Genomic DNA, 17,646 nt, shown 5'->3' on the forward strand with positions numbered 1-17,646 from the left:
CTAGTTTACCGGTAAAGCCGTGAATTCTTCTGCATAGGCGTTCGCGACTGTCGAAGTTGGCTTCGCAGGGAAGAAAATGCGCACTACCGTCCCCACCCCAACGCGGCTGCGGACACGCACCCGCGCGCCATGTTTTTGGAGGATTCCCTTGCTCACCCAAAGTCCAAGACCGGTGCCGCGAATGCCCTTGGTCGTCGTAAACGGCTGAAAAAGGCGGGCCATCGTCTCCGGTGCAATGCCGCGCCCCGTATCCGCGACGGTCAGAAAGACACCTTGCGCTCCGGAGATGATCCCATCCCGAACCCGAACCAGCAGCCGTCCCTTGCCGCCGCCAGACAATGCATCCAGCGAATTCGACACCAGGTTCGTCACCACTTGGCGCACATCGTCCGCAAGGCACACCAGCGGCTCCGTCTGCCCGTCCGTCACAAGCACTTCAGCCGACGCATGCGAGAGGCGCGTACGAAATAACAGCAGGACCGACTCCGCCAACTCCGCCAGCCGCACCGGTGCAGCCCGCTTTGACTGCCTGTGAAAATGCAGCGTCTGCGTTACCAGATGCGACACGCGCGCCAATGCATCTTCAGCCTGCTTCAGGTAGTTTCGGCGTTCCGCGGCATCTTCCGTGATCTCAACCATGTACAGCAGGTTGGTCACCGACTGGAGAGGATTGTTGATCTCGTGCGCCATCGCACTTGCCATCCGGCCCACCGCGGCAAGCTTCTCCGCAGTACGCATCGCGTCCGCGGTCAGCTTGTTTTCGCGCATCTGCCGGCGCAACTCCATACGAGCCATCACCTGCCGCGCCAATGCTTCCAAGGCTTTGACTTGATCAGGACGCAGCGTCCGCGGCTTCTGGTCGATCACACAAACCGTTCCGACAACATTCCCATCCGGCGTCACCAACGGAGCGCCCGCGTAGAAGCGAATCCCAAGCTCCCCCGTGACCAGTGGATTGTCCGTAAAGCGCTCGTCCTCGTGTGTGTCCTGCACCACCAGAACGGACGGACCACCGATCAGATGCGAACAGAAGCTGTCCGCCCGCGTCGTCTCCCGCAGTTCACCGGTGCCAATGGCCGACTTGAACCATTGCCGCTCGGTATCAACCAGCGTGACCAGGGAGATGGGCGTCTCGCAGATGTACTGCGCCAGGAAGGTGATGTCGTCGTAGCCCCGCTCGTCCAGCGTGTCCAAAAGCTCATAGCTGCGCAGGTCGGCTGCGCGCTCGGCTTCGTTCGATGGGATTGCTGCGGGTGGCACACCTTTATTTTATGTCCAACCGTCGCGCAGTATGTCGCCAGTCGACATATCACCCTACCCTGTGGACCTGCTACGCACGCAGATCAGAGCATTTGCACGAAAAACCAGCGCTCATCCGGCTCGTCACCCGGCTGGATCACCACCTGCCCGCGCGCCCGCTGCAGCAGCGACGGGAATTTCTCGCCCCACTCCACCAGCACCAGCGCGTCCGGCTCCGCCTCCATCTCCTCGATCCCAAGCGAGAGCAGCTCCTCATCCTTTTCCAGCCGGTAGAGGTCCAGGTGGTAGAGCTTCAGCTTCGTGCCCCGGTACTCCTGCACCAGCGTGAACGTCGGGCTGGTTACGTCATCTGCACTGGCACCGATCGCCTGCGCAATCCCCTTCACCAGCGTCGTCTTCCCCGCGCCCAGATCACCCCGCAGGATCACCAGCCGCGGCGCGGGCAGCATCAGCTCATAGATGTTCTGCGCCAGTGCCAGCGTCCCCGCCACACTCCTCGTCTTCAACCGCTTCTCAATCAAGGCTTCTTTTCCCTCTCACCCGTGCGATAGGCTATCAGCATGCGGGTCACCATCGAAGTTTCGGATGCGATCATTGCGCAGGCTGCCGCTGCCGGAATGTCGCCGGAGGCATATGCCGAACAGCGTATTCGCGAGCATATGGCCCGTGAAGCAGCCGCCGCTCAGCCAAAGACTGAAGCAGAGATGCGGAATTTCGTCGACGCGATGACGAGATATTCAGACTCGATTCCCGCGTCTCCCCGGGGGACATACTCTCGGGAAGAGATCTACTCCGACCGCGACTGATGGCGAGCTTCCTAGCGTTAGACACCAATGTCCTGCTGGCCCTCAGCGAGACCTCGAATCCAAAACACGAAGTCGCAACCTTGCTGTTTCTGCACCTGGCCACAAGTGAGAAGATTTGCTGCTTCACAGCCCAGAACATCCGGGAGTTTTGGAGCGTCTGCACGAAGCCACTGTTGAACAACGGATTCAATCTTTCGACCGACGACACAGCCTCCCTTGTCTTTGAGATCGAGCGGTCCCTCACGCTACTGGCCGATGATCAGCGAGCTTACGATCTTTGGATTCGACTGGCGACGCAACACAAAGTGCGTGGTGCGCAGGTCCACGACACCTATCTCGCTGCTACGCTCGCCGCGCACAATGTCAGCACACTTGCCACATGGAACACGCGCGACTTCAAGCGCTTCGAGTTCCTGACCTGCCTCACACCAGAACCAATCCTCGCCGGTGCCCTAGCCTAGCCGCAGGCCACACACCCACTCAGCCCCATTTGCATCCAGCGTCCGGTAGCGAAACGCATCGCTCAGGTGCGCAACTGTGTCCGTCGCCAGCACCGTGTGCTCGTCCATGCGGTGCGCCGCAAAATCCGCAGCCAGACCGTGCAGGTACACCGCAGCATTCACCGCATCCCGCACGTTGCTCTTCTCCTGCGCAAGGCACGCAGCGACGATCCCCGTAAGGATGTCGCCCGAACCACCCTTCGCCATCGATGGATTCCCCGTCGTATTCACCGCGACATCTCCATTGGGATGCGCCACCAGTGTCCGCCAGCCCTTCAGCACCAGCGTCACACCATGCTCCTGCGCAAACTTCCGCGCCAGGTTCAGCCGTTCCGCCTGCACCTCTTTCGTGGTCATGCCAAGCAGCGTCGCCATCTCGCCCGGATGTGGCGTCAGCACAATCGTCCGCGCACCACCTCTGCTCGCATCCTTCAGTAACGACGCCTGCCCTTTAAACGCATTCAACCCATCGGCATCGATCACCAGGGGCAGGTCCGTCGAAGCGACAAGCTGCCGCACGAACGCGGACGCCTCGCCCTCGGTCCCAATCCCCGGTCCAACGGCGATCACGCTGATCTTCTTCAGCAGCTTCTCCAGCCGCTCGGGCGATGCATTCATGAGAGCCACCGCCCCGCTCGCATCTTCTTCCAGCGGTGTCGTCATCAGTTCCGGCGTGATCAGCGCAACCGTACTCAGAATCGACTTCGGCACAGCAGCCGTCACCAGCCCGGCGCCCGCCCGCAACGCAGCCAGCGACGCCATCGAAGGCGCGCCGGCCTTGCCAGCGGCGCCCCCAACCAGCAGCACATGGCCGTACATTCCCTTGTTGGAATCGATCACACGAGGCGTCTCGAAGATGCGCTTCGAAGCGCCCGTCCAGGTCATCCCCGTCGCGCTCTCAACCGCAGCATCTGGCGATCCGATGGGCGCAACCACGATGGGCCCAAAGCCGTTCGAGCCGGTCAGGTGACCAAAGAGATGCGCCAGTTTGGGAGCCGTAAACGTCACTACAGCATCCGCGCGAAACGCGCCCTCGGCCGTCGGCTCAACGGAGTCCGCATCCCACCCGGAAGGCAGATCGACCGCCATCACGGGCTTGCGAATCTCCGTCAGCAACTCCCGTACCGCAACCGCAACGCCTCGCAGCGGCGGCTTGAAGCCCGTGCCCACCACCGCATCCAGGATCACATCCGAGCCATCCAGCAGACTGCGCAGCCCGGCAACCGCACCATCCTCCGTGACCAAGCTGATTGCAATCGTCGATCGGTCCAGCCGTGCAAAGGCATCTGCCGCAATGCCTTTTAGCTTCGATTCCTCGCCCAGCAACACCACGCGCACACGGATGCCCGCTGCCAGCAGCGACCGCGCCGCCACAAAACCGTCGCCGCCATTGTTTCCCGTGCCGCACAGGACGCAGACCGTCAACGCACGCGGATACCGCAGACAAACGAACGAAGCGACAGACGCACCCGCGCGCTCCATCAGGTCACGCAGAGGCACACCAAAACGATCAGCAGTGGCACGGTCCGCCGCGCCCATCTCTGCCGCAGTCAGTATCTTCATAATGTCTTGGATGCTACAGCCCTGGCCGACTGCTGACCCACGTCTCGCCGCAGAGACGAGGGAGCGGAAAATCTAGGAGGCACAACGTAAGCGGCTCCGACTAGCAGACGGTTGCGTTCACAGCACACGGCGCAGGCGATGTGCCCGGCAAAGGAGCCATCCGCGGCGTCCCCGTCGGTTCCGTCGCCGGAATGATCGACGAAGCCGGAATCGCCGCAGGCGTCGGACTCATTCCCGGAACCGAGGTCGTCGCTGCTGCCGGATCGGTCGCCGGCATCTGCGACGCCACATTCGGGATCGCGGTCTGCTGGAAGTAGCTCTTGTCCGCCAGCGCCCGATAAAACAGTCCCGTCAGCTCCGCTGCCTTCGGTCCAAAGGTCGGCCGTCCGCCTGTCAGGAAGAACACCGTCACAATGCGGCCATTCGGCCCATCGCCATACCCGGCGAACCAGCCAAATCGTGTGCCATTGTCGCTGCAAGTGCCGGTCTTGCCGAAGACGGGAAACTCGTGGAAGTTCGCGCGCAGACTCCGCGCCGTACCGTACGAAGCCTCAACCGCCCCCGCCATGCCTGGCAGGATCTCGGGAATGTGCTTCTGAATGTTTAACGTCCGCTTCAACCGCGGCGTGAACTGTGCGACCTCTTCCGGCGTCGTCGGGTGCTGCAGGTAGAACAAACTGCCGCCATTCGCAATCGAAGCCACAATCGCACCCAGTTGCATCGGCGTCATCTCAACACTCTCGCCGAACGAACACATCCGGCCCACGCCGCCCTTCGACTCCGGCAGCGCATGATCCGGATACCGCCCCAACTGCTCACCCGCAACGTTGTAACCGGCCAACTCTCCCAGCCCAAACTCATTCGCGTAGTGCTTCACACGCTCAAAACCAAGCTCGCGACCCAATTCTTCGAAGTACGGGTTCACACTCCGCGCAAGCGCATACGTCAGGTTCAGGTGATAGCCATGTCCCAGGTTGACCGGCGTGTCCTTCGTGATGATGCCCTCAGAGAGAGCCGCCAGCGCCACCGTCAGCTTGATCGTCGAGCAGGGCTCAGCCCCCGGTCCTAACGCGACCTTCTGGTTCACCATCGCCAAAATACGGCCATTCTTCGGATCGATCGCGAGCGCCGTGCCGTTCATGTTGCCTAACGCCTGGATCAACGAAGCGCGAACCAGAGGATCTTCGCCGGCAGTCACATCGCCCAGCGTAATGTTGTCCACGTTCTGCGCGAAGGATGGCGACGAAAAGTGCTCGACATACCGCGCCGGAACCGCCCGGCGACCACGCCGTCCGCGAACCACCACGACCACATTGCGTCCGGCGCCAGCGCGACCGGCAGACCGCCCGGCGACCGCTCGCCCCTTCGCTCCGCGGCTTTTCGAAGCACCCCCCGAGGACGCGGCGCGGCTATGCGAGCGCGATGACGCTGCAGCATGAGCAGGAGCATGGTGCGAAGCACCATAAGTTTTCGTCATCGCGGCGACAGCCTGCGGCGCGCCGGCGCAAACACACGCAAGTGCAACAGGAAGGATGGCAGCGACGGCCCGGTCGCGCAGTCTCTCGAACAGGTCAAACTTCATCGTCGCTTGCCTCCAGGTACGCGTACTTCACGGCACCGCGTGCCTAACGTGCGCTACCACTGAAGATATAGACGCAAGGAAAGTCGTGCACTGCAACCTTTGCGCAATAGAGAACCGTTTTACATACTTCCACGGCGTAAAAAGGCTGGGATATCCAGTTCATCGTGCTCATTCTGTTGCGGCTCAGCCGGAGCATGTCCGGCAAACGTCGGCACACGAATCTCCGGCCGAAAGACCGGCTCGTTCGAGACATGCGGCTCGGTCTGCTCGGCAGGCCGCCGATTCCGCAGGAAAAAGTCGTCGTCGAAGGCCGATGCAGGCACCGGCACCAACTCCGTCGGCTCCGCTGCGGCAAGGTTCTGCGCAGATTCGGTCGGGAAGGTAGGCGGTGTAGCAAAGATGGACGCCTCCTGCGAGAAAGTCGGCGTCTGGCCCGCAAACGCAGGCGCAGGTTCACCAAAGGCAGGTGCCGGTGCTCCCGACACAAACGTCGGATTCAAGGGGGCAGCAGGCGGCGTCACCGTCTGCATCACCGGCGGCGCTGGCGGAGGCGTAGGAGGTGCGACATAAACCGGTGCTTCCACGCGAGGAGCCGGCGTCGGCGCGACATACCGCGGCTGAATCGGCGGCACAAAGCCCTGCTCTACCGCCAGCGCGCCCCGCGAAAGGCCACTCTGCTCCAGCATCCGTTCGCGGCGGTCACCGCTATCCGCATTCGGCTGGCGGAAGCCCGTCGCAATGACGGTGATCTTCACCTCATCACCCAGCCGTTCGTCCAGCACCGCACCGAAGATGATGTTCGCATCCTCATGCGCCGCGTCCTGAATCAGCGTCGAAGCCTCATTGACCTCGCTCAGCTTCAGCGAAGACGAACCCGTAATGTTGATCAGGATGCCGCGCGCACCGTCGATCGCGCCCGCCTCCAACAACGGCGAAGCCATCGCTGCGATTGCCGCCTCGCGCGCACGGTTCTCTCCGCTGCGCACACCGGTTGCCATCACCGCATAGCCCATGCCCGCCATGGTGGTCTTCACGTCGGCAAAGTCGCGGTTGATGATGCCCGGAATCGTAATGATGTCCGAGATGCCCTGAACGCCCTGCCGCAGCACGTCATCGGCAATGCGGAACGACTCGAAGAAGCCCGCATCCTTCGCCACAGCCAGCAGCTTTTCGTTCGGGATCACGATGACGGTATCGACCGCGTCCAGCAACTCCTGCAGGCCGCGCTCCGCCTGCATCATGCGGCGCTTGCCCTCGAAAGCAAACGGACGCGTCACGACCGCAACGGTCAAGGCACCCATCTCGCTCGCCAGCGACGCAATCACCGGCGCAGCTCCGGTACCGGTGCCACCGCCCAGTCCCGTGGTGACAAAGACCATGTCCGCGCCTTCGAGCGCCTCAATGATCTTGTCCGAATCCTCCAGCGCCGCGCGACGGCCCACATCCGGATTGGCGCCCGCGCCCAGGCCGCTCGTAAGCTTCACACCCAGTTGCAGCTTCACCGGCGCCATCGACGACTTCAGAGCCTGCACATCCGTGTTGGCGGCGATAAACTCAACACCCTCAACATTGGCCGCAATCATGCGATTCACCGCATTGTTGCCGCCCCCACCCACTCCAATCACCTTGATCCGCGCGCCGCGTGGCATGTCTTCGTGGTAATGAATTCGCAGATCTTCGTCAGGCATCATAGGGGGCTCCTCTGTCATGCAGGCAGAACAATTCAATCTTGAATCGCCAACAGCACTGCGCATTTGCGCACGCGCATAACATCCTGATTCTGGCACGTTGAGACGACAGCACGCCCGTGCAAAACCCGTCCATACTTCGGGACGTTCCCCTCTAGATACCTCTTTGTTCGAATCCGTCTTCCCCGGGCCACTTTGCTCAGGTTTCCAGCCGCCACATGCAAGCGTCGAAGCTTCCGTGTACAGTGCGCTGAGAGGCGACGAGCGCCACCTGCACGCAGGAAAATCGGAGGCATATGGAGATCAACGCACAGGTCGCACGAGCGACCGTGGTAGCTGGACTGGGCGGCCTGCTCTTCGGCTTTGACACTGTGGTCATCGCAGGCGCCAACGCTGCGCTCACGGCCCTGTACCACCTCACCTCGGGCTGGCTCGGATTCACCGTGGCCTCTGCACTCATCGGCACCGTCATCGGCTCTATCTTCGCGGGCATCCCCGGCCAGCGGCTGGGCCGGCGAGACAGCCTCCGACTTATGGCCGTGCTCTACCTGCTCTCTGCCCTCGGCTGCGCACTCGCGTGGAGCTGGCCCTCACTCATCGTCTTCCGAGTGCTCAGCGGACTCGCCATCGGCGGCTCATCCGTGCTCGGCCCCATGTACATCTCGGAGCTCGCACCCACCAAGTGGCGTGGCCGCCTGGTCGGCTTCTTCCAGGTCAACATCGTCCTCGGCATCCTGCTCGCCTACCTCTCAAACTTCCTCATCGGCCGCATGCACATCGGCGCAAATGAGTGGCGTTGGCAGCTCGGCGTCGCCGCCCTCCCCGCACTCCTCTTCTTCATCGCCCTCTTCGGCATCCCGCGCAGCCCGCGCTGGCTCGTCATGGTGGGCCGCCGCGAGGAAGCGCTCCGCGTCCTGAATCTGCTCGGCGACCCCGATCCGGACCGGCGACTCGCGCGCATCCAGGCTGAGATCGACGAAGAGCGCGCCGCTCACTCCACCCCGCTCTTCACAAGACACCACTCGCGCGGCATCTTCGTCGCCATCACCGTCGGCGCCTTCACCCAGCTCGCCGGCATCAACGCGATCCTCTACTACTCCAACACCATCTTCGGCCTGGCCGGAGCAAGCACCATCTCCGGCTCGCAGCAGTCCGTCGTGGTGGGAGCGACAAACCTCATCGCAACGCTCATCGCCATGACCCTCATCGACCGCATCGGACGCAAGAAGCTTCTGCTGGGCGGGACGGTCGGCCTCGCGCTGACGCTTGCGGCTGTAGGCTGGATCTTCTACACACACTCGCACATGAACCTGCTGCTGCCGCTGCTCATGCTCTACATCGCATGCTTCGCCGTCTCGCAGGGAGCCGTGGTCTGGGTCTACATCAGCGAGGTCTTCCCAACAGCCGTTCGCGCCAAGGGACAAGCACTCGGCAGCAGCTCGCACTGGGTCTTCAACGCAGCCATCTCCTACGCGTTCCCGGTCATGCTGCGCTGGTCCACACCCGCAACCTTCTGGTTCTTCGCCATCATGATGGTCGTCGATCTGATACTCGTCAGCACCATGTATCCAGAGACAAGCAACATCTCGCTGGAAGACATGCAGCACCATCTACAGCACTAAATCCAACGGGCGCTCGCGCCCACGCAGTAAAAAGGGCACGGCTCGCGCCGTGCCCTTTCTGCTGTAACAAAAGATCAGCTGCGACTAGCGGCGAGGCATGTGGAAGACCACGCCAACACTCACTGCCTGCACGCCATTCGTCGGCTGACCGTTGTGACCAATGTTCTGGCCGATCTCAAACTCCGGCAGACGCAGGTCCATGAACGGCAGAGCATTCACATCCAGACCGACAAAGCCGCGGTAAGCCAGAAAATTGTACGAACCAAGCGGCTGCGGATTCACACGACGGTTCCATCCCAGCGAAACCTGGCCATACGCACGCACCGGCTTGATCGGCGTCCGGAAGCTCGCGCGCACACCTGCCAGCACAGAGTCCATGCGCACCGCGTTCGTTCCCGCAATCGGGATCGAAGCAGCCTTGTTGCCACGCAGCGTATTCGCCCGCAGATCGATGCCCAGCCGTGCCGGGCCAACGGTCATGAAGTCGTAGTAAGCGCCGCCACCGCCGCCAATGACGTTATCGGTCCCGGCGCCCGGGCACGAGGTCGTTGTGCTGGAGCACTGCACACCTGTTACCCGTTCGCCGGTGATCGTGCCATAAACAGCAAGCTGAGCGTGCGCGACGAACGAGGAGCCAACGACAAGCGTGGCCAGGGAAAGCAAATGCCGGAAAGTCATGAAATCTAGTCTACCGAAGTCGACCCCATGTCCATCTGCCAATCCCGACCTGCGTAGATCAGTGCCAGAATCGTCACAGTCTGCGACTTCACGCGGAAGTGTATAGAGACGCGGTTGCGAAATGCGACAACGCGATGATCAGGGCCAAGCTCCGTCCTCCCTCTTCCTCGCATCGGAAGACGGCAAGTGACCGGCACTCCGCGACAAGATCCTTAGTAAAAGCCGAGGAGATGCGCAAAGAAGACTGCTTCGTGATGTACTCGCGGATTTCGAGTACATCGTGTTTGCGGATGCGGACAGGGCGACCCTCTAGGTCACGCGGGGCGCTTGAGTGCAGCATCGTCCGCCGCGTCTGCTTCATCCAAATCTCGCAGAAGGCCTTCGATCTCCTCGATCGGGATACAGCTGGACGGTTCCCGCTCCGCCGCCTCAGCGATCGCAGGAAGTTCCTCACGCAACCAGGTTTCGCATTGTTCGCGGCTCTGGAAGACAGGCATGGTTCCCTCGTAGAAGGAGTTCTAGCCGAAAGCCGCTAGAAGCTACCCGCAAAGATCGACTTCAGCTTTTGCTTCAGACCCATCTCTTCGCTCGCGCGGCGCACCTGCGTGCGATGGGTATACAGCAGCATTCCAATCGCCGTCGCAAACTCCGGCTGTGCCAGTTCCTGCGGCATGCGCGACAGCGGCACCGGCGACCCGACCCGCGCAGGCGTCCTCAGTAGACTCTCCGCCACATCCAGCAGCCCGGCCAGTTTCGCTCCGCCACCGGTCAGCACCGCACCCGTCCCCAAGGCCTCCAAAACGCCGCCCTGCCGCAGATTGTCCCGCAGCATCGTGAACAACTCCCGCGCACGCGGCTCCAGAATCTCAGCCAGGAAACGCTGCCGCACCAGGCGCGGCGCCGTACTGCCACCCGTCGCCAGGTTGCCGCCTACCTCAATCTCATTCAGGGAAGGGACGCTGGTCACAACGCAATTGCCGTAGGTCAGCTTCAGGTACTCGGCCTCTTCGGTGCTCACATGCAGACCAACGGCCAGGTCGTTGGTAAAGTGGTCGCCACCAATCGGCAGCACAGCCGTGTGCGCGACCGATCCCTCAAAGAAAACGACCAACTCCGTCGTGCTAGCGCCAATGTCCGCAATGCAGACACCCAGCTCACGCTCGTCCGCGCTCAGCACAGATTCAGCAGAAGCCAATCCCTCGTAAACCGTGTCCACAACCTCAAGTCCCGCGCGATTCGCGCACGTCACCACGCTCTGCGCCACGCCACCGCTGCAGGTCGACAGGTGAAGATTCACCTCGAGCTTCGTCCCAACCATCCCGATCGGATCGTGAATGCCCGGCTGATCGTCCAGGATGAACTCCTGCGGCAGCAGGTGCAGAATCTCCCGATCGGCCGGCAGCGCCACGGACCGCGCACGATCCACCGCCGCACGAACTTCCTCACGCGTAATCTCCCGCATGCGGCTGCCCATGGAGATGCCGCCGCGCGAATTAATCCCGCGCACATGCGTTCCACCCACGCCAACCACTGCGGTTTCGATTCCCATGTTGGTAATGCGCTCGGCCGTCAGCGCTGCACGATTGATCGCATCCGCCGCCGGCCCTAGCTCCGCGATCAGGCCCTTACGCATGCCCTTCGACTTCTCAATGCCGTGGCCGCGATACCGCAGAACGCCATCCTGCAACTCCGCCACCAGCACGCAGCTCTTCGAGCTACCGGCGTCCAGAACGGTAATCAGGTTGTCGTTCTTTTCCTTCAAAGCAATGCCCTTGCGTGCATGATACCCGTGGCCAGCGGACCAACGCGTCGTTCGTTACGCCCGGGGCGCATCCTTCCAGATGCTCCCCCGCGTGGGGGAGGCGAAAACACACAGGCAACCGCTAATTGCCACCGGAAGAATGGTTCTGAGCCGCATGCCGCTTCGCCATCCACGCCTTGATGGCTTCTACCCGTTTGTGCGTCGCGGCATCCTTCGCAGAAGACTTCGTCGCGGGCCGTGCCGCATGAACAGGCTTTGCAACGGCGTGCACAGCAGGCTTCGCAACAGGAGCAGCCTTCGGCGGAACGGAAGCGGTCGTCGTCGGACCAGCAGTCTTCACCGGCATCGGAGCAGGCTTCACAGAAACAACAGGCCTTGCGGGAGCAACAGCCTTCGCGGGAGCAACAGGCTTCGCAGAAGCAATCGCCTTCGACGGCGCAGACGCTGCAAGCTTGGAGGCAGCAGCTCCCGTCGCGGCATCACCCTTCGGCGCAGCGCTATCCCCAGCGCCACCCGATCCACCCACCGTGGAATCCTTCGGCGGCATCTGCAGCACCACCTGCCGCTCATAGCGCATGTCCACGCTGCTCAGGCGCGCATACTGCGACCGCCACTCCGCGATGTGCTCCTCAAACTGCTTGTAGCGCGTCAGGAAGTGCTCTGTACCAAAGTGAACCAGCACCTCGCTGTTATGGTCCGGGATCAGCGCCTTCACGTCTTCCGGATCCGAAAGATCGATCTCGCTCAACTGTGCGCTCGTGCTCTTCCCATCCGAATCCAGATCCCTCAGAAATGCCGCATAGAGCCGCATCCGCTGCGCACGCGCCTCAGGCTCCTGCTCCGCCTTCAATCCGGTGAGCACCGGGAACGAGTAGCTAGGATTGCCCGGCGCATCCGGCGGAATATCCAGCAGAACGCCACTTTTGTCGACCAGGCCGATGTTGCTGCCCTGCCGCACAAACGCCACCGGCACCCGCTCAATCACATGAACACGCATGCGGTTCGGCAGCAGACGCATCACCGTCGCATGCTCCACCCACGGCATCTGTTCCAACTGCTCCCGGCGCTGCTCCATCGGCACGCGGAAGATGTTGCCATCCACATCCTCGCCAAACACGCTCAGCATCTGCGCGCGGGACAGGTGGCTGTTGCCATCCAGTTCAATATTCTGGGACGACGTCATCCGGAACTTCTCATTCGTCGTCATGAAACGCAGCGTCGCAAATCCACCCGCAGCAATCGCGCCCAGCGCTACGGCAGTCGCAACACCCGCGGCAATCCAGCCATTGCGAGTCTTGGGGATCAGACCACGGCGAATCCGGCGGGCACGGCCGCTCGCGCGCAGATACGCTTCCGTGTCTTCATCGTCGGCATAGTCATCCACCAGTTCGCGGCGCGGACGCGGCGCATCCGCCACGATCCGCAGCGCCGGAACCTCCGGGCGCGAAACCGCGTCGTCCTCAGCGTCCAACATCGCCGCTGCCGTCCCACCGAACTGATGTAGCTTCCGCATGCCTGAGCCGGGCCGCAGAGAATCGCCTGCGGCCATCTTACAAGCCCTAGAATGCCATCCCCATCGCAATCGCCGGACACGGGGAACCTACGTGGGTAATGAAAAATGCACCCGCGTCCCACTTTGTCGCTGAACAGCTACCGCTTCAAAGCCGCCAGAATCGTAGCCCCGGCCTGCGAAACGCTCCCGGCACCCAGTGTCAGAATCGCCTCACCCTTCGCCGCAACCTCGCTCAGCCGCAGCGCCGCAGCGTCAAAGCTCGCCGCATAGTTCGCATCGATCCCAACCGCCCGCATCGCACGCACCAGCGACTGCGCCGTCACGCCCTCGATCGGCTGCTCACTCGCCGCATAGATATCGACGATCTCCACCCGGTCCGCCGCCGAAAACGCACCCACAAAATCCTCAAACAGATCGCGAGTCCGCGTGTACCGGTGCGGCTGAAACAGCACATGCACCTTCTTGAATCCGCAATCCCGCGCCGCCGCCAGCGTCGCCCGAATCTCCGTCGGATGGTGGCCGTAATCATCCACCACCGTCACGCCGCGCTCCACACCCTTCGACTGGAAACGGCGATCCACGCCACGAAAACGAGCCAGCCCCGCGGCAATCTGCTTTGGCGGCACACCCAACTCAACCGCAATCGCAACCGCCGCAGTCGCATTTAAAACGTTGTGCTTTCCGGGCACATGCAGCTTGAACGGCCCCAGAACAATTCCCCGCGCATTCACCTCAAAGCTCGAATAGCTGTCCGTCTCCTTCGGCAGAATCACCAGCCGAAAATCCGCCTCGGCACTCTCGCCATACGTCATCACCCGGCGCTGCACCCGAGGCAGAATCGCCCGCAACATCGGATCGTCGATACAAGCCGTCGTCGCGCCGTAGAACGGCACCTTGTTCATAAAGTCCACGAAGCACTGCTCGACATCCGCCATGTCGCGGTAGTTCTCCATGTGCTCGCGATCCAGGTTCGTCACCACCGCAAGAATCGGAGAAAGCTTCAGAAAGCTGCGATCGCTCTCATCCGCCTCGGCGACCAGGTACCGCGACTGCCCCGCCCGGGCATTCGACCCGAACATGTCCACGCGTCCACCGACGACCACCGTCGGATCCAGCCCGCCCGCGTCCAGCACCGCAGCAATCATGCTCGTCGTCGTCGTCTTGCCATGCATCCCAGCAACCGCAACGCCATACTTCAGCCGCATCAGCTCCGCCAGCATGTCCGACCGGTGAATCACCGGGATCTTACGCGCATGCGCCTCGACAACCTCAGGATTGTCCTTCGCAACCGCAGAACTCACCACCACAACATCCGACGGCCTCACCTGCTCCGCCGTATGACCGGTGTAGATCGTAGCGCCCAGCTTCTTCAGCCGGTCCGTCGTCGGCGAAGTCCGCAGATCCGAACCGCTCACGGGAAATCCCAGGCTCAGCAGAATCTCTGCAATCCCGCTCATCCCGATGCCGCCAATCCCAATAAAGTGCACGCGTTGCGCCGCTGCGAACAAAGCCTGTGTCTCTCCTGTATGCAAACCAAAGATCAATCTAGCAGCGGTAACGTTGCCTAGAACCAACTTCTTATGCCAGGGCATTTCTTTTCAAAGCGTTGGCACAACATATGTCGCAAATCCGCGTTCCTACCACCATCGCCAATCTCACCCGCAAATGCGGGGCGATAGGTAAGAGGAGCAGGCCCATGAGCACGACACGTAATCTCCGCCGCACCCTCGTCGCAACACTCGCCATCGCCGCCACCAGCATGGCCGTAACTCCCCTCCACGCACAGTTCGGCCTCTCCATCAGCATCGGCGCGACCTCCCAGGTTCCACCGCCGCCCCTGCCGATCTACGAGCAGCCCGAAGCTCCCGGCGACGGATACATCTGGACGCCCGGCTACTGGGCATGGGATGACGAAGTGCAGGACTACTTCTGGGTCCCCGGAACATGGGTCATGGCGCCCGAACCCGGCCTCCTCTGGACGCCCGGCTACTGGGGCTTCGACAACGGCGCCTACGGCTTCCACGACGGTTACTGGGGTCAGCATGTCGGCTTCTACGGCGGCGTCAATTACGGCTTCGGCTACTTCGGCTCCGGCTACGAGGGCGGCTACTGGAACGGCAACAACTTCTACTACAACACCGCCGTCAACCGCATCAACCGCTCCTTTGTGCGCAATACCTACGACCGTCCGATGCGGCCCGAGTGGAACAATCGCGGACCTCGCTATGCCTTCAACGGCCCCGGCGGCGTCAACGTTCGTCCCAGCCGTGGTGAGCAGCAGGCCTTTCGCGAGCACCACTTCGACGCCACCGGATTCCAGCGCAATCAGCAGAGCTTCGCCCGCCAGGACCGTGGCCAGTTCTCTAACTTCAACCACGGCGCGCCTCCCGCCGCGGCAACGCCCCGCCCCGTGCAGAACGCCAACGGCTTCCGCCAAGGCGCAGCACCCGCACAGGGAGCACCCACCAACCCGCCAAACTTCACGCGCGGCAACGGCTTCGACCGCGGCAACGGCGGCTTCAATCAGAACCGCCCCGGCGGCGACAACCGTGGCCAGGACAACCGCTTCAACGGCGACAACCGCGGCAACACGCCCCAGGCAACTGATCCCCGCACAAACGGCGGCAACGGCATGAACTACAACGGCAACGGAGGCCGGAACGGCTTCAACGGCCAGCAGGGAGGACGTCCAACGCAACCAGGACAACCAGCCCAGCCGGCACAACCCGCGCAGCCGATTCAACCAGCGCAGCCAGTTCAGCCCAACCAGCCGAATCAGCCCAACCAGGGAAACCCGCGCGGCAACTTCCAGCCCGGTGACGGTCGCTTCCGCCCCCAGCCCGCCAACCCGCCGCGCATGCCGATGCCGCAGGACAACGGCAATGGCAACAACCGCTTCAACGGCGGTCAGCCCGGCCAATCCCAGCAGCCACGTCAGTTCCAGATGACGCAGCCGCAACCCGGCCAGCAGCCCGCACAACAGCAGCCCCAACAGCGGCCCGCCCAGCAGCAACCGGTGCCTCAGCAACCCGTGCAGCAGCAGCAACCGATGCAGCAGCGGCCCGCCGTCAACCAACCGGCACCCAACAACCCCGGGTCCATGCGCGATCAGCGTGGACCGGGTAACGCAAACTTCCGCCCGCGGTAATCTCACTCGCGACGGATTCACCAGAACGGCAAAAACAGGGGCATGGCGCACAACGCCATGCCTTTGTCCGTTTACCGTCGAGCACCCCGCCTTGACGCGCCGCCCTCCCTGTCATACCGCAACCCCCGGCGCAAACCTGTGTTCTAACCAATGAACCTGCACTCCAAGGCATGCGAAAGCGCCGGGGGCAAGTGGGCGACCCGTCTCTGAAGAAACCGCCGCACGCCGACGGAAACGGCGAGGACGACGGGAGAGGTGAACCAATGAACACGAAGATCAACATCGGACGGACGGCGAAATTCCTGGCAGTTGCCGCACTCGCGGTAGCTCCTCTCACGGCGCTGACCACGTCGACCGCGCAAGCACAGGTCGTTGAAGTCGGTGCCAGCTTCGGCGCACCGCCCGCAATCCCTGAATACGATCAGCCGCCCGCACCCGGCGACGGTTACATCTGGACACCCGGCTACTGGGCCTGGGACGACGCCGCAAACGACTACTACTGGGTCGAAGGCGCATGGGTTCTGCCTCCCTATAGTGGCGCACTCTGGACGCCCGGCTGGTGGGGCCCGGGCTACGGCGACGGCTTCCTCTGGAATGCCGGTTACTGGGGTCCCAGCGTCGGCTACTACGGCGGCATTAACTACGGCTTCGGCTACTTCGGCACCGGCTACTACGGCGGCTACTGGAACGGCGGTCACTTCTGGTACAACCGCGGTCTCAACCGCTTTGGACCCGGCTTCGGCGGCCACTTCTACAACGGTGGCTACGGCAACTTCCGCGGCAACATCCGCGGCGGCGGCTTCGCCTTCAATCGCTCGCCCGCAGGCGGCTTCGGTCGCGGTGGATTCGGCAACCGTGGTGGCTTCGGTGGTAACCGTGGTGGATTCGGCGGCAACAACTTTGCCGGCAATCGCGGCGGATTCAACGGTGGTGGCAACTTCAACGGCGGCAACCGCGGAGGCTTCAACAGCGGCGACCGTGGCGGCTTCAGCGGCAACCGTGGTGGCTTCGGCGGCGGTGACCGTGGCGGCTTCAACGGTGGCGCCAACGGCTTCCGTGGCGGCAGTCCCGGCGGAGCGCCCAACGGCGGCGGCGGACGCGGCTTCGCACAACCCGGCGGCCAGGGCTTCAGCGGCGGCGGAGGACGCGGCTTTGCGTCACCGGGCGGTGGTGGTGGCAACTTCGGCGGCGGACGAGGCTTCTCAGCTCCCAGCGGCGGCGGAGGCGGCAACTTCGGCGGCGGCTCTCGCGGATTTTCAGCCCCCGGAGGTGGTGGTGGCGGCTTCCGTGGCGGATCGCCCGGTGGTGGCGGCGGATTCGGCGGCGGTGGTGGCGGATTCCGCGGCGGCGGCGGTGGATTCGGCGGAGGCCGCGGCGGTGGCGGAGGCGGTCGCCGCTAAACAAGTTCCCTCCCCCAGAGGGTTAAGAGGAAGGCCCGGCGAAACTGCCGGGCCTTTTCTCTGTCTCATCCGCAAGGGAGTATCGACCTAAGGCTCACGGCTTGCTGCTGACAAACCGCGGACT

General features: G+C 62.8%; 14 protein-coding genes. 5 read left to right on the forward strand and 9 right to left on the reverse strand.

Annotation, left to right across the window (positions count from 1 at the left end):
• Both TERRO_RS16850 and tsaE read right to left on the reverse strand, forming a co-directional pair.
• Positions 1 to 1,260 carry an ATP-binding protein gene (locus TERRO_RS16850; protein WP_014786904.1) on the reverse strand — a complete coding sequence of 420 codons (1,260 nt, stop codon included), beginning with the start codon at positions 1,258 to 1,260 and terminating at the stop codon, positions 1 to 3.
• A gap of 83 nt (positions 1,261 to 1,343) precedes the next feature.
• Positions 1,344 to 1,781, reverse strand: a complete 438-nt coding sequence (gene tsaE, locus TERRO_RS16855) for a tRNA (adenosine(37)-N6)-threonylcarbamoyltransferase complex ATPase subunit type 1 TsaE (RefSeq protein ID WP_014786905.1) — start codon at positions 1,779 to 1,781, stop codon at positions 1,344 to 1,346.
• A 39-nt stretch (positions 1,782 to 1,820) separates the two neighbouring features.
• On the opposite strand from tsaE, the gene TERRO_RS16860 reads away from it, so the two are divergent.
• Together TERRO_RS16860 and TERRO_RS16865 are read left to right on the forward strand one after the other, a co-directional pair.
• A complete protein-coding gene (locus TERRO_RS16860) occupies positions 1,821 to 2,066 on the forward strand; it encodes a hypothetical protein (RefSeq protein WP_014786906.1) in 246 nt (81 codons plus the stop codon).
• Complete coding sequence (locus tag TERRO_RS16865) at positions 2,066 to 2,527, forward strand: type II toxin-antitoxin system VapC family toxin (RefSeq protein WP_014786907.1); 462 nt, start codon at positions 2,066 to 2,068, stop codon at positions 2,525 to 2,527. Before TERRO_RS16860 ends, TERRO_RS16865 begins: the two co-directional genes overlap by 1 nt.
• On the opposite strand, the gene TERRO_RS16870 is transcribed toward TERRO_RS16865, so the two are convergent.
• From TERRO_RS16870 to ftsZ, 3 genes are all read right to left on the reverse strand, one after another.
• Complete coding sequence (locus TERRO_RS16870) at positions 2,519 to 4,129, reverse strand: bifunctional ADP-dependent NAD(P)H-hydrate dehydratase/NAD(P)H-hydrate epimerase (protein ID WP_014786908.1); 1,611 nt, start codon at positions 4,127 to 4,129, stop codon at positions 2,519 to 2,521. The genes TERRO_RS16865 and TERRO_RS16870 overlap by 9 nt on opposite strands.
• A 100-nt stretch (positions 4,130 to 4,229) precedes the next feature.
• Positions 4,230 to 5,711 (reverse strand): penicillin-binding transpeptidase domain-containing protein, encoded by a 1,482-nt coding sequence (locus TERRO_RS16875; protein ID WP_014786909.1) that lies wholly within the window; start codon positions 5,709 to 5,711, stop codon positions 4,230 to 4,232.
• Positions 5,712 to 5,830: 119 nt separating this feature from the next.
• Entirely contained in the window at positions 5,831 to 7,402 is a 1,572-nt protein-coding gene (gene ftsZ / locus TERRO_RS16880) for a cell division protein FtsZ (RefSeq protein WP_014786910.1), read from the reverse strand.
• Positions 7,403 to 7,695: 293 nt separating this feature from the next.
• On the opposite strand from ftsZ, the gene TERRO_RS16885 reads away from it, so the two are divergent.
• On the forward strand, positions 7,696 to 9,021 hold the full coding sequence (locus tag TERRO_RS16885; RefSeq protein ID WP_014786911.1) for a sugar porter family MFS transporter: 1,326 nt from the start codon (positions 7,696 to 7,698) through the stop codon (positions 9,019 to 9,021).
• Positions 9,022 to 9,105: 84 nt separating this feature from the next.
• On the opposite strand, the gene TERRO_RS16890 is transcribed toward TERRO_RS16885, so the two are convergent.
• From TERRO_RS16890 to murC, 4 genes are all read right to left on the reverse strand, one after another.
• Positions 9,106 to 9,699, reverse strand: coding sequence for a hypothetical protein (locus TERRO_RS16890; RefSeq protein ID WP_014786912.1), 594 nt, complete (start codon positions 9,697 to 9,699; stop codon positions 9,106 to 9,108).
• Positions 9,700 to 10,231: 532 nt separating this feature from the next.
• Entirely contained in the window at positions 10,232 to 11,461 is a 1,230-nt protein-coding gene (gene ftsA / locus TERRO_RS16905) for a cell division protein FtsA (RefSeq protein ID WP_014786914.1), read from the reverse strand.
• Between the two features lie 121 nt (positions 11,462 to 11,582).
• Positions 11,583 to 12,974: a cell division protein FtsQ/DivIB gene (locus TERRO_RS16910; RefSeq protein ID WP_169315315.1), complete on the reverse strand. Its 1,392-nt coding sequence runs from the start codon at positions 12,972 to 12,974 to the stop codon at positions 11,583 to 11,585.
• Between the two features lie 137 nt (positions 12,975 to 13,111).
• Positions 13,112 to 14,482: a UDP-N-acetylmuramate--L-alanine ligase gene (gene murC, locus TERRO_RS16915; RefSeq protein ID WP_041592688.1), complete on the reverse strand. Its 1,371-nt coding sequence runs from the start codon at positions 14,480 to 14,482 to the stop codon at positions 13,112 to 13,114.
• 188 nt (positions 14,483 to 14,670) lie between these two features.
• On the opposite strand from murC, the gene TERRO_RS23845 reads away from it, so the two are divergent.
• Together TERRO_RS23845 and TERRO_RS16925 are read left to right on the forward strand one after the other, a co-directional pair.
• Positions 14,671 to 16,122 (forward strand): YXWGXW repeat-containing protein, encoded by a 1,452-nt coding sequence (locus tag TERRO_RS23845; RefSeq protein WP_014786917.1) that lies wholly within the window; start codon positions 14,671 to 14,673, stop codon positions 16,120 to 16,122.
• Positions 16,123 to 16,385: 263 nt separating this feature from the next.
• Positions 16,386 to 17,522, forward strand: coding sequence for a YXWGXW repeat-containing protein (locus TERRO_RS16925; protein ID WP_014786918.1), 1,137 nt, complete (start codon positions 16,386 to 16,388; stop codon positions 17,520 to 17,522).
• Positions 17,523 to 17,646 lie beyond the last annotated feature (124 nt).

Origin of the sequence: Terriglobus roseus DSM 18391 (assembly GCF_000265425.1) — a bacterium.
Taxonomy (GTDB): Bacteria; Acidobacteriota; Terriglobia; order Terriglobales; family Acidobacteriaceae; genus Terriglobus; species Terriglobus roseus.

Coding starts and splice junctions, on each gene's coding strand:
- TERRO_RS16885 (WP_014786911.1), top strand. CDS start 7,696: ATGGAGATCAACGCACAGGTCGCACGAGCGACCGTGGTAGCTGGACTG.
- TERRO_RS16860 (WP_014786906.1), top strand. CDS start 1,821: ATGCGGGTCACCATCGAAGTTTCGGATGCGATCATTGCGCAGGCTGCC.
- TERRO_RS16875 (WP_014786909.1), bottom strand. CDS start 5,711: ATGAAGTTTGACCTGTTCGAGAGACTGCGCGACCGGGCCGTCGCTGCC.
- ftsZ (WP_014786910.1), bottom strand. CDS start 7,402: ATGATGCCTGACGAAGATCTGCGAATTCATTACCACGAAGACATGCCA.
- TERRO_RS16865 (WP_014786907.1), top strand. CDS start 2,066: ATGGCGAGCTTCCTAGCGTTAGACACCAATGTCCTGCTGGCCCTCAGC.
- TERRO_RS16925 (WP_014786918.1), top strand. CDS start 16,386: ATGAACACGAAGATCAACATCGGACGGACGGCGAAATTCCTGGCAGTT.
- TERRO_RS16890 (WP_014786912.1), bottom strand. CDS start 9,699: ATGACTTTCCGGCATTTGCTTTCCCTGGCCACGCTTGTCGTTGGCTCC.
- TERRO_RS23845 (WP_014786917.1), top strand. CDS start 14,671: ATGAGCACGACACGTAATCTCCGCCGCACCCTCGTCGCAACACTCGCC.
- TERRO_RS16870 (WP_014786908.1), bottom strand. CDS start 4,129: ATGAAGATACTGACTGCGGCAGAGATGGGCGCGGCGGACCGTGCCACT.
- TERRO_RS16910 (WP_169315315.1), bottom strand. CDS start 12,974: ATGCGGAAGCTACATCAGTTCGGTGGGACGGCAGCGGCGATGTTGGAC.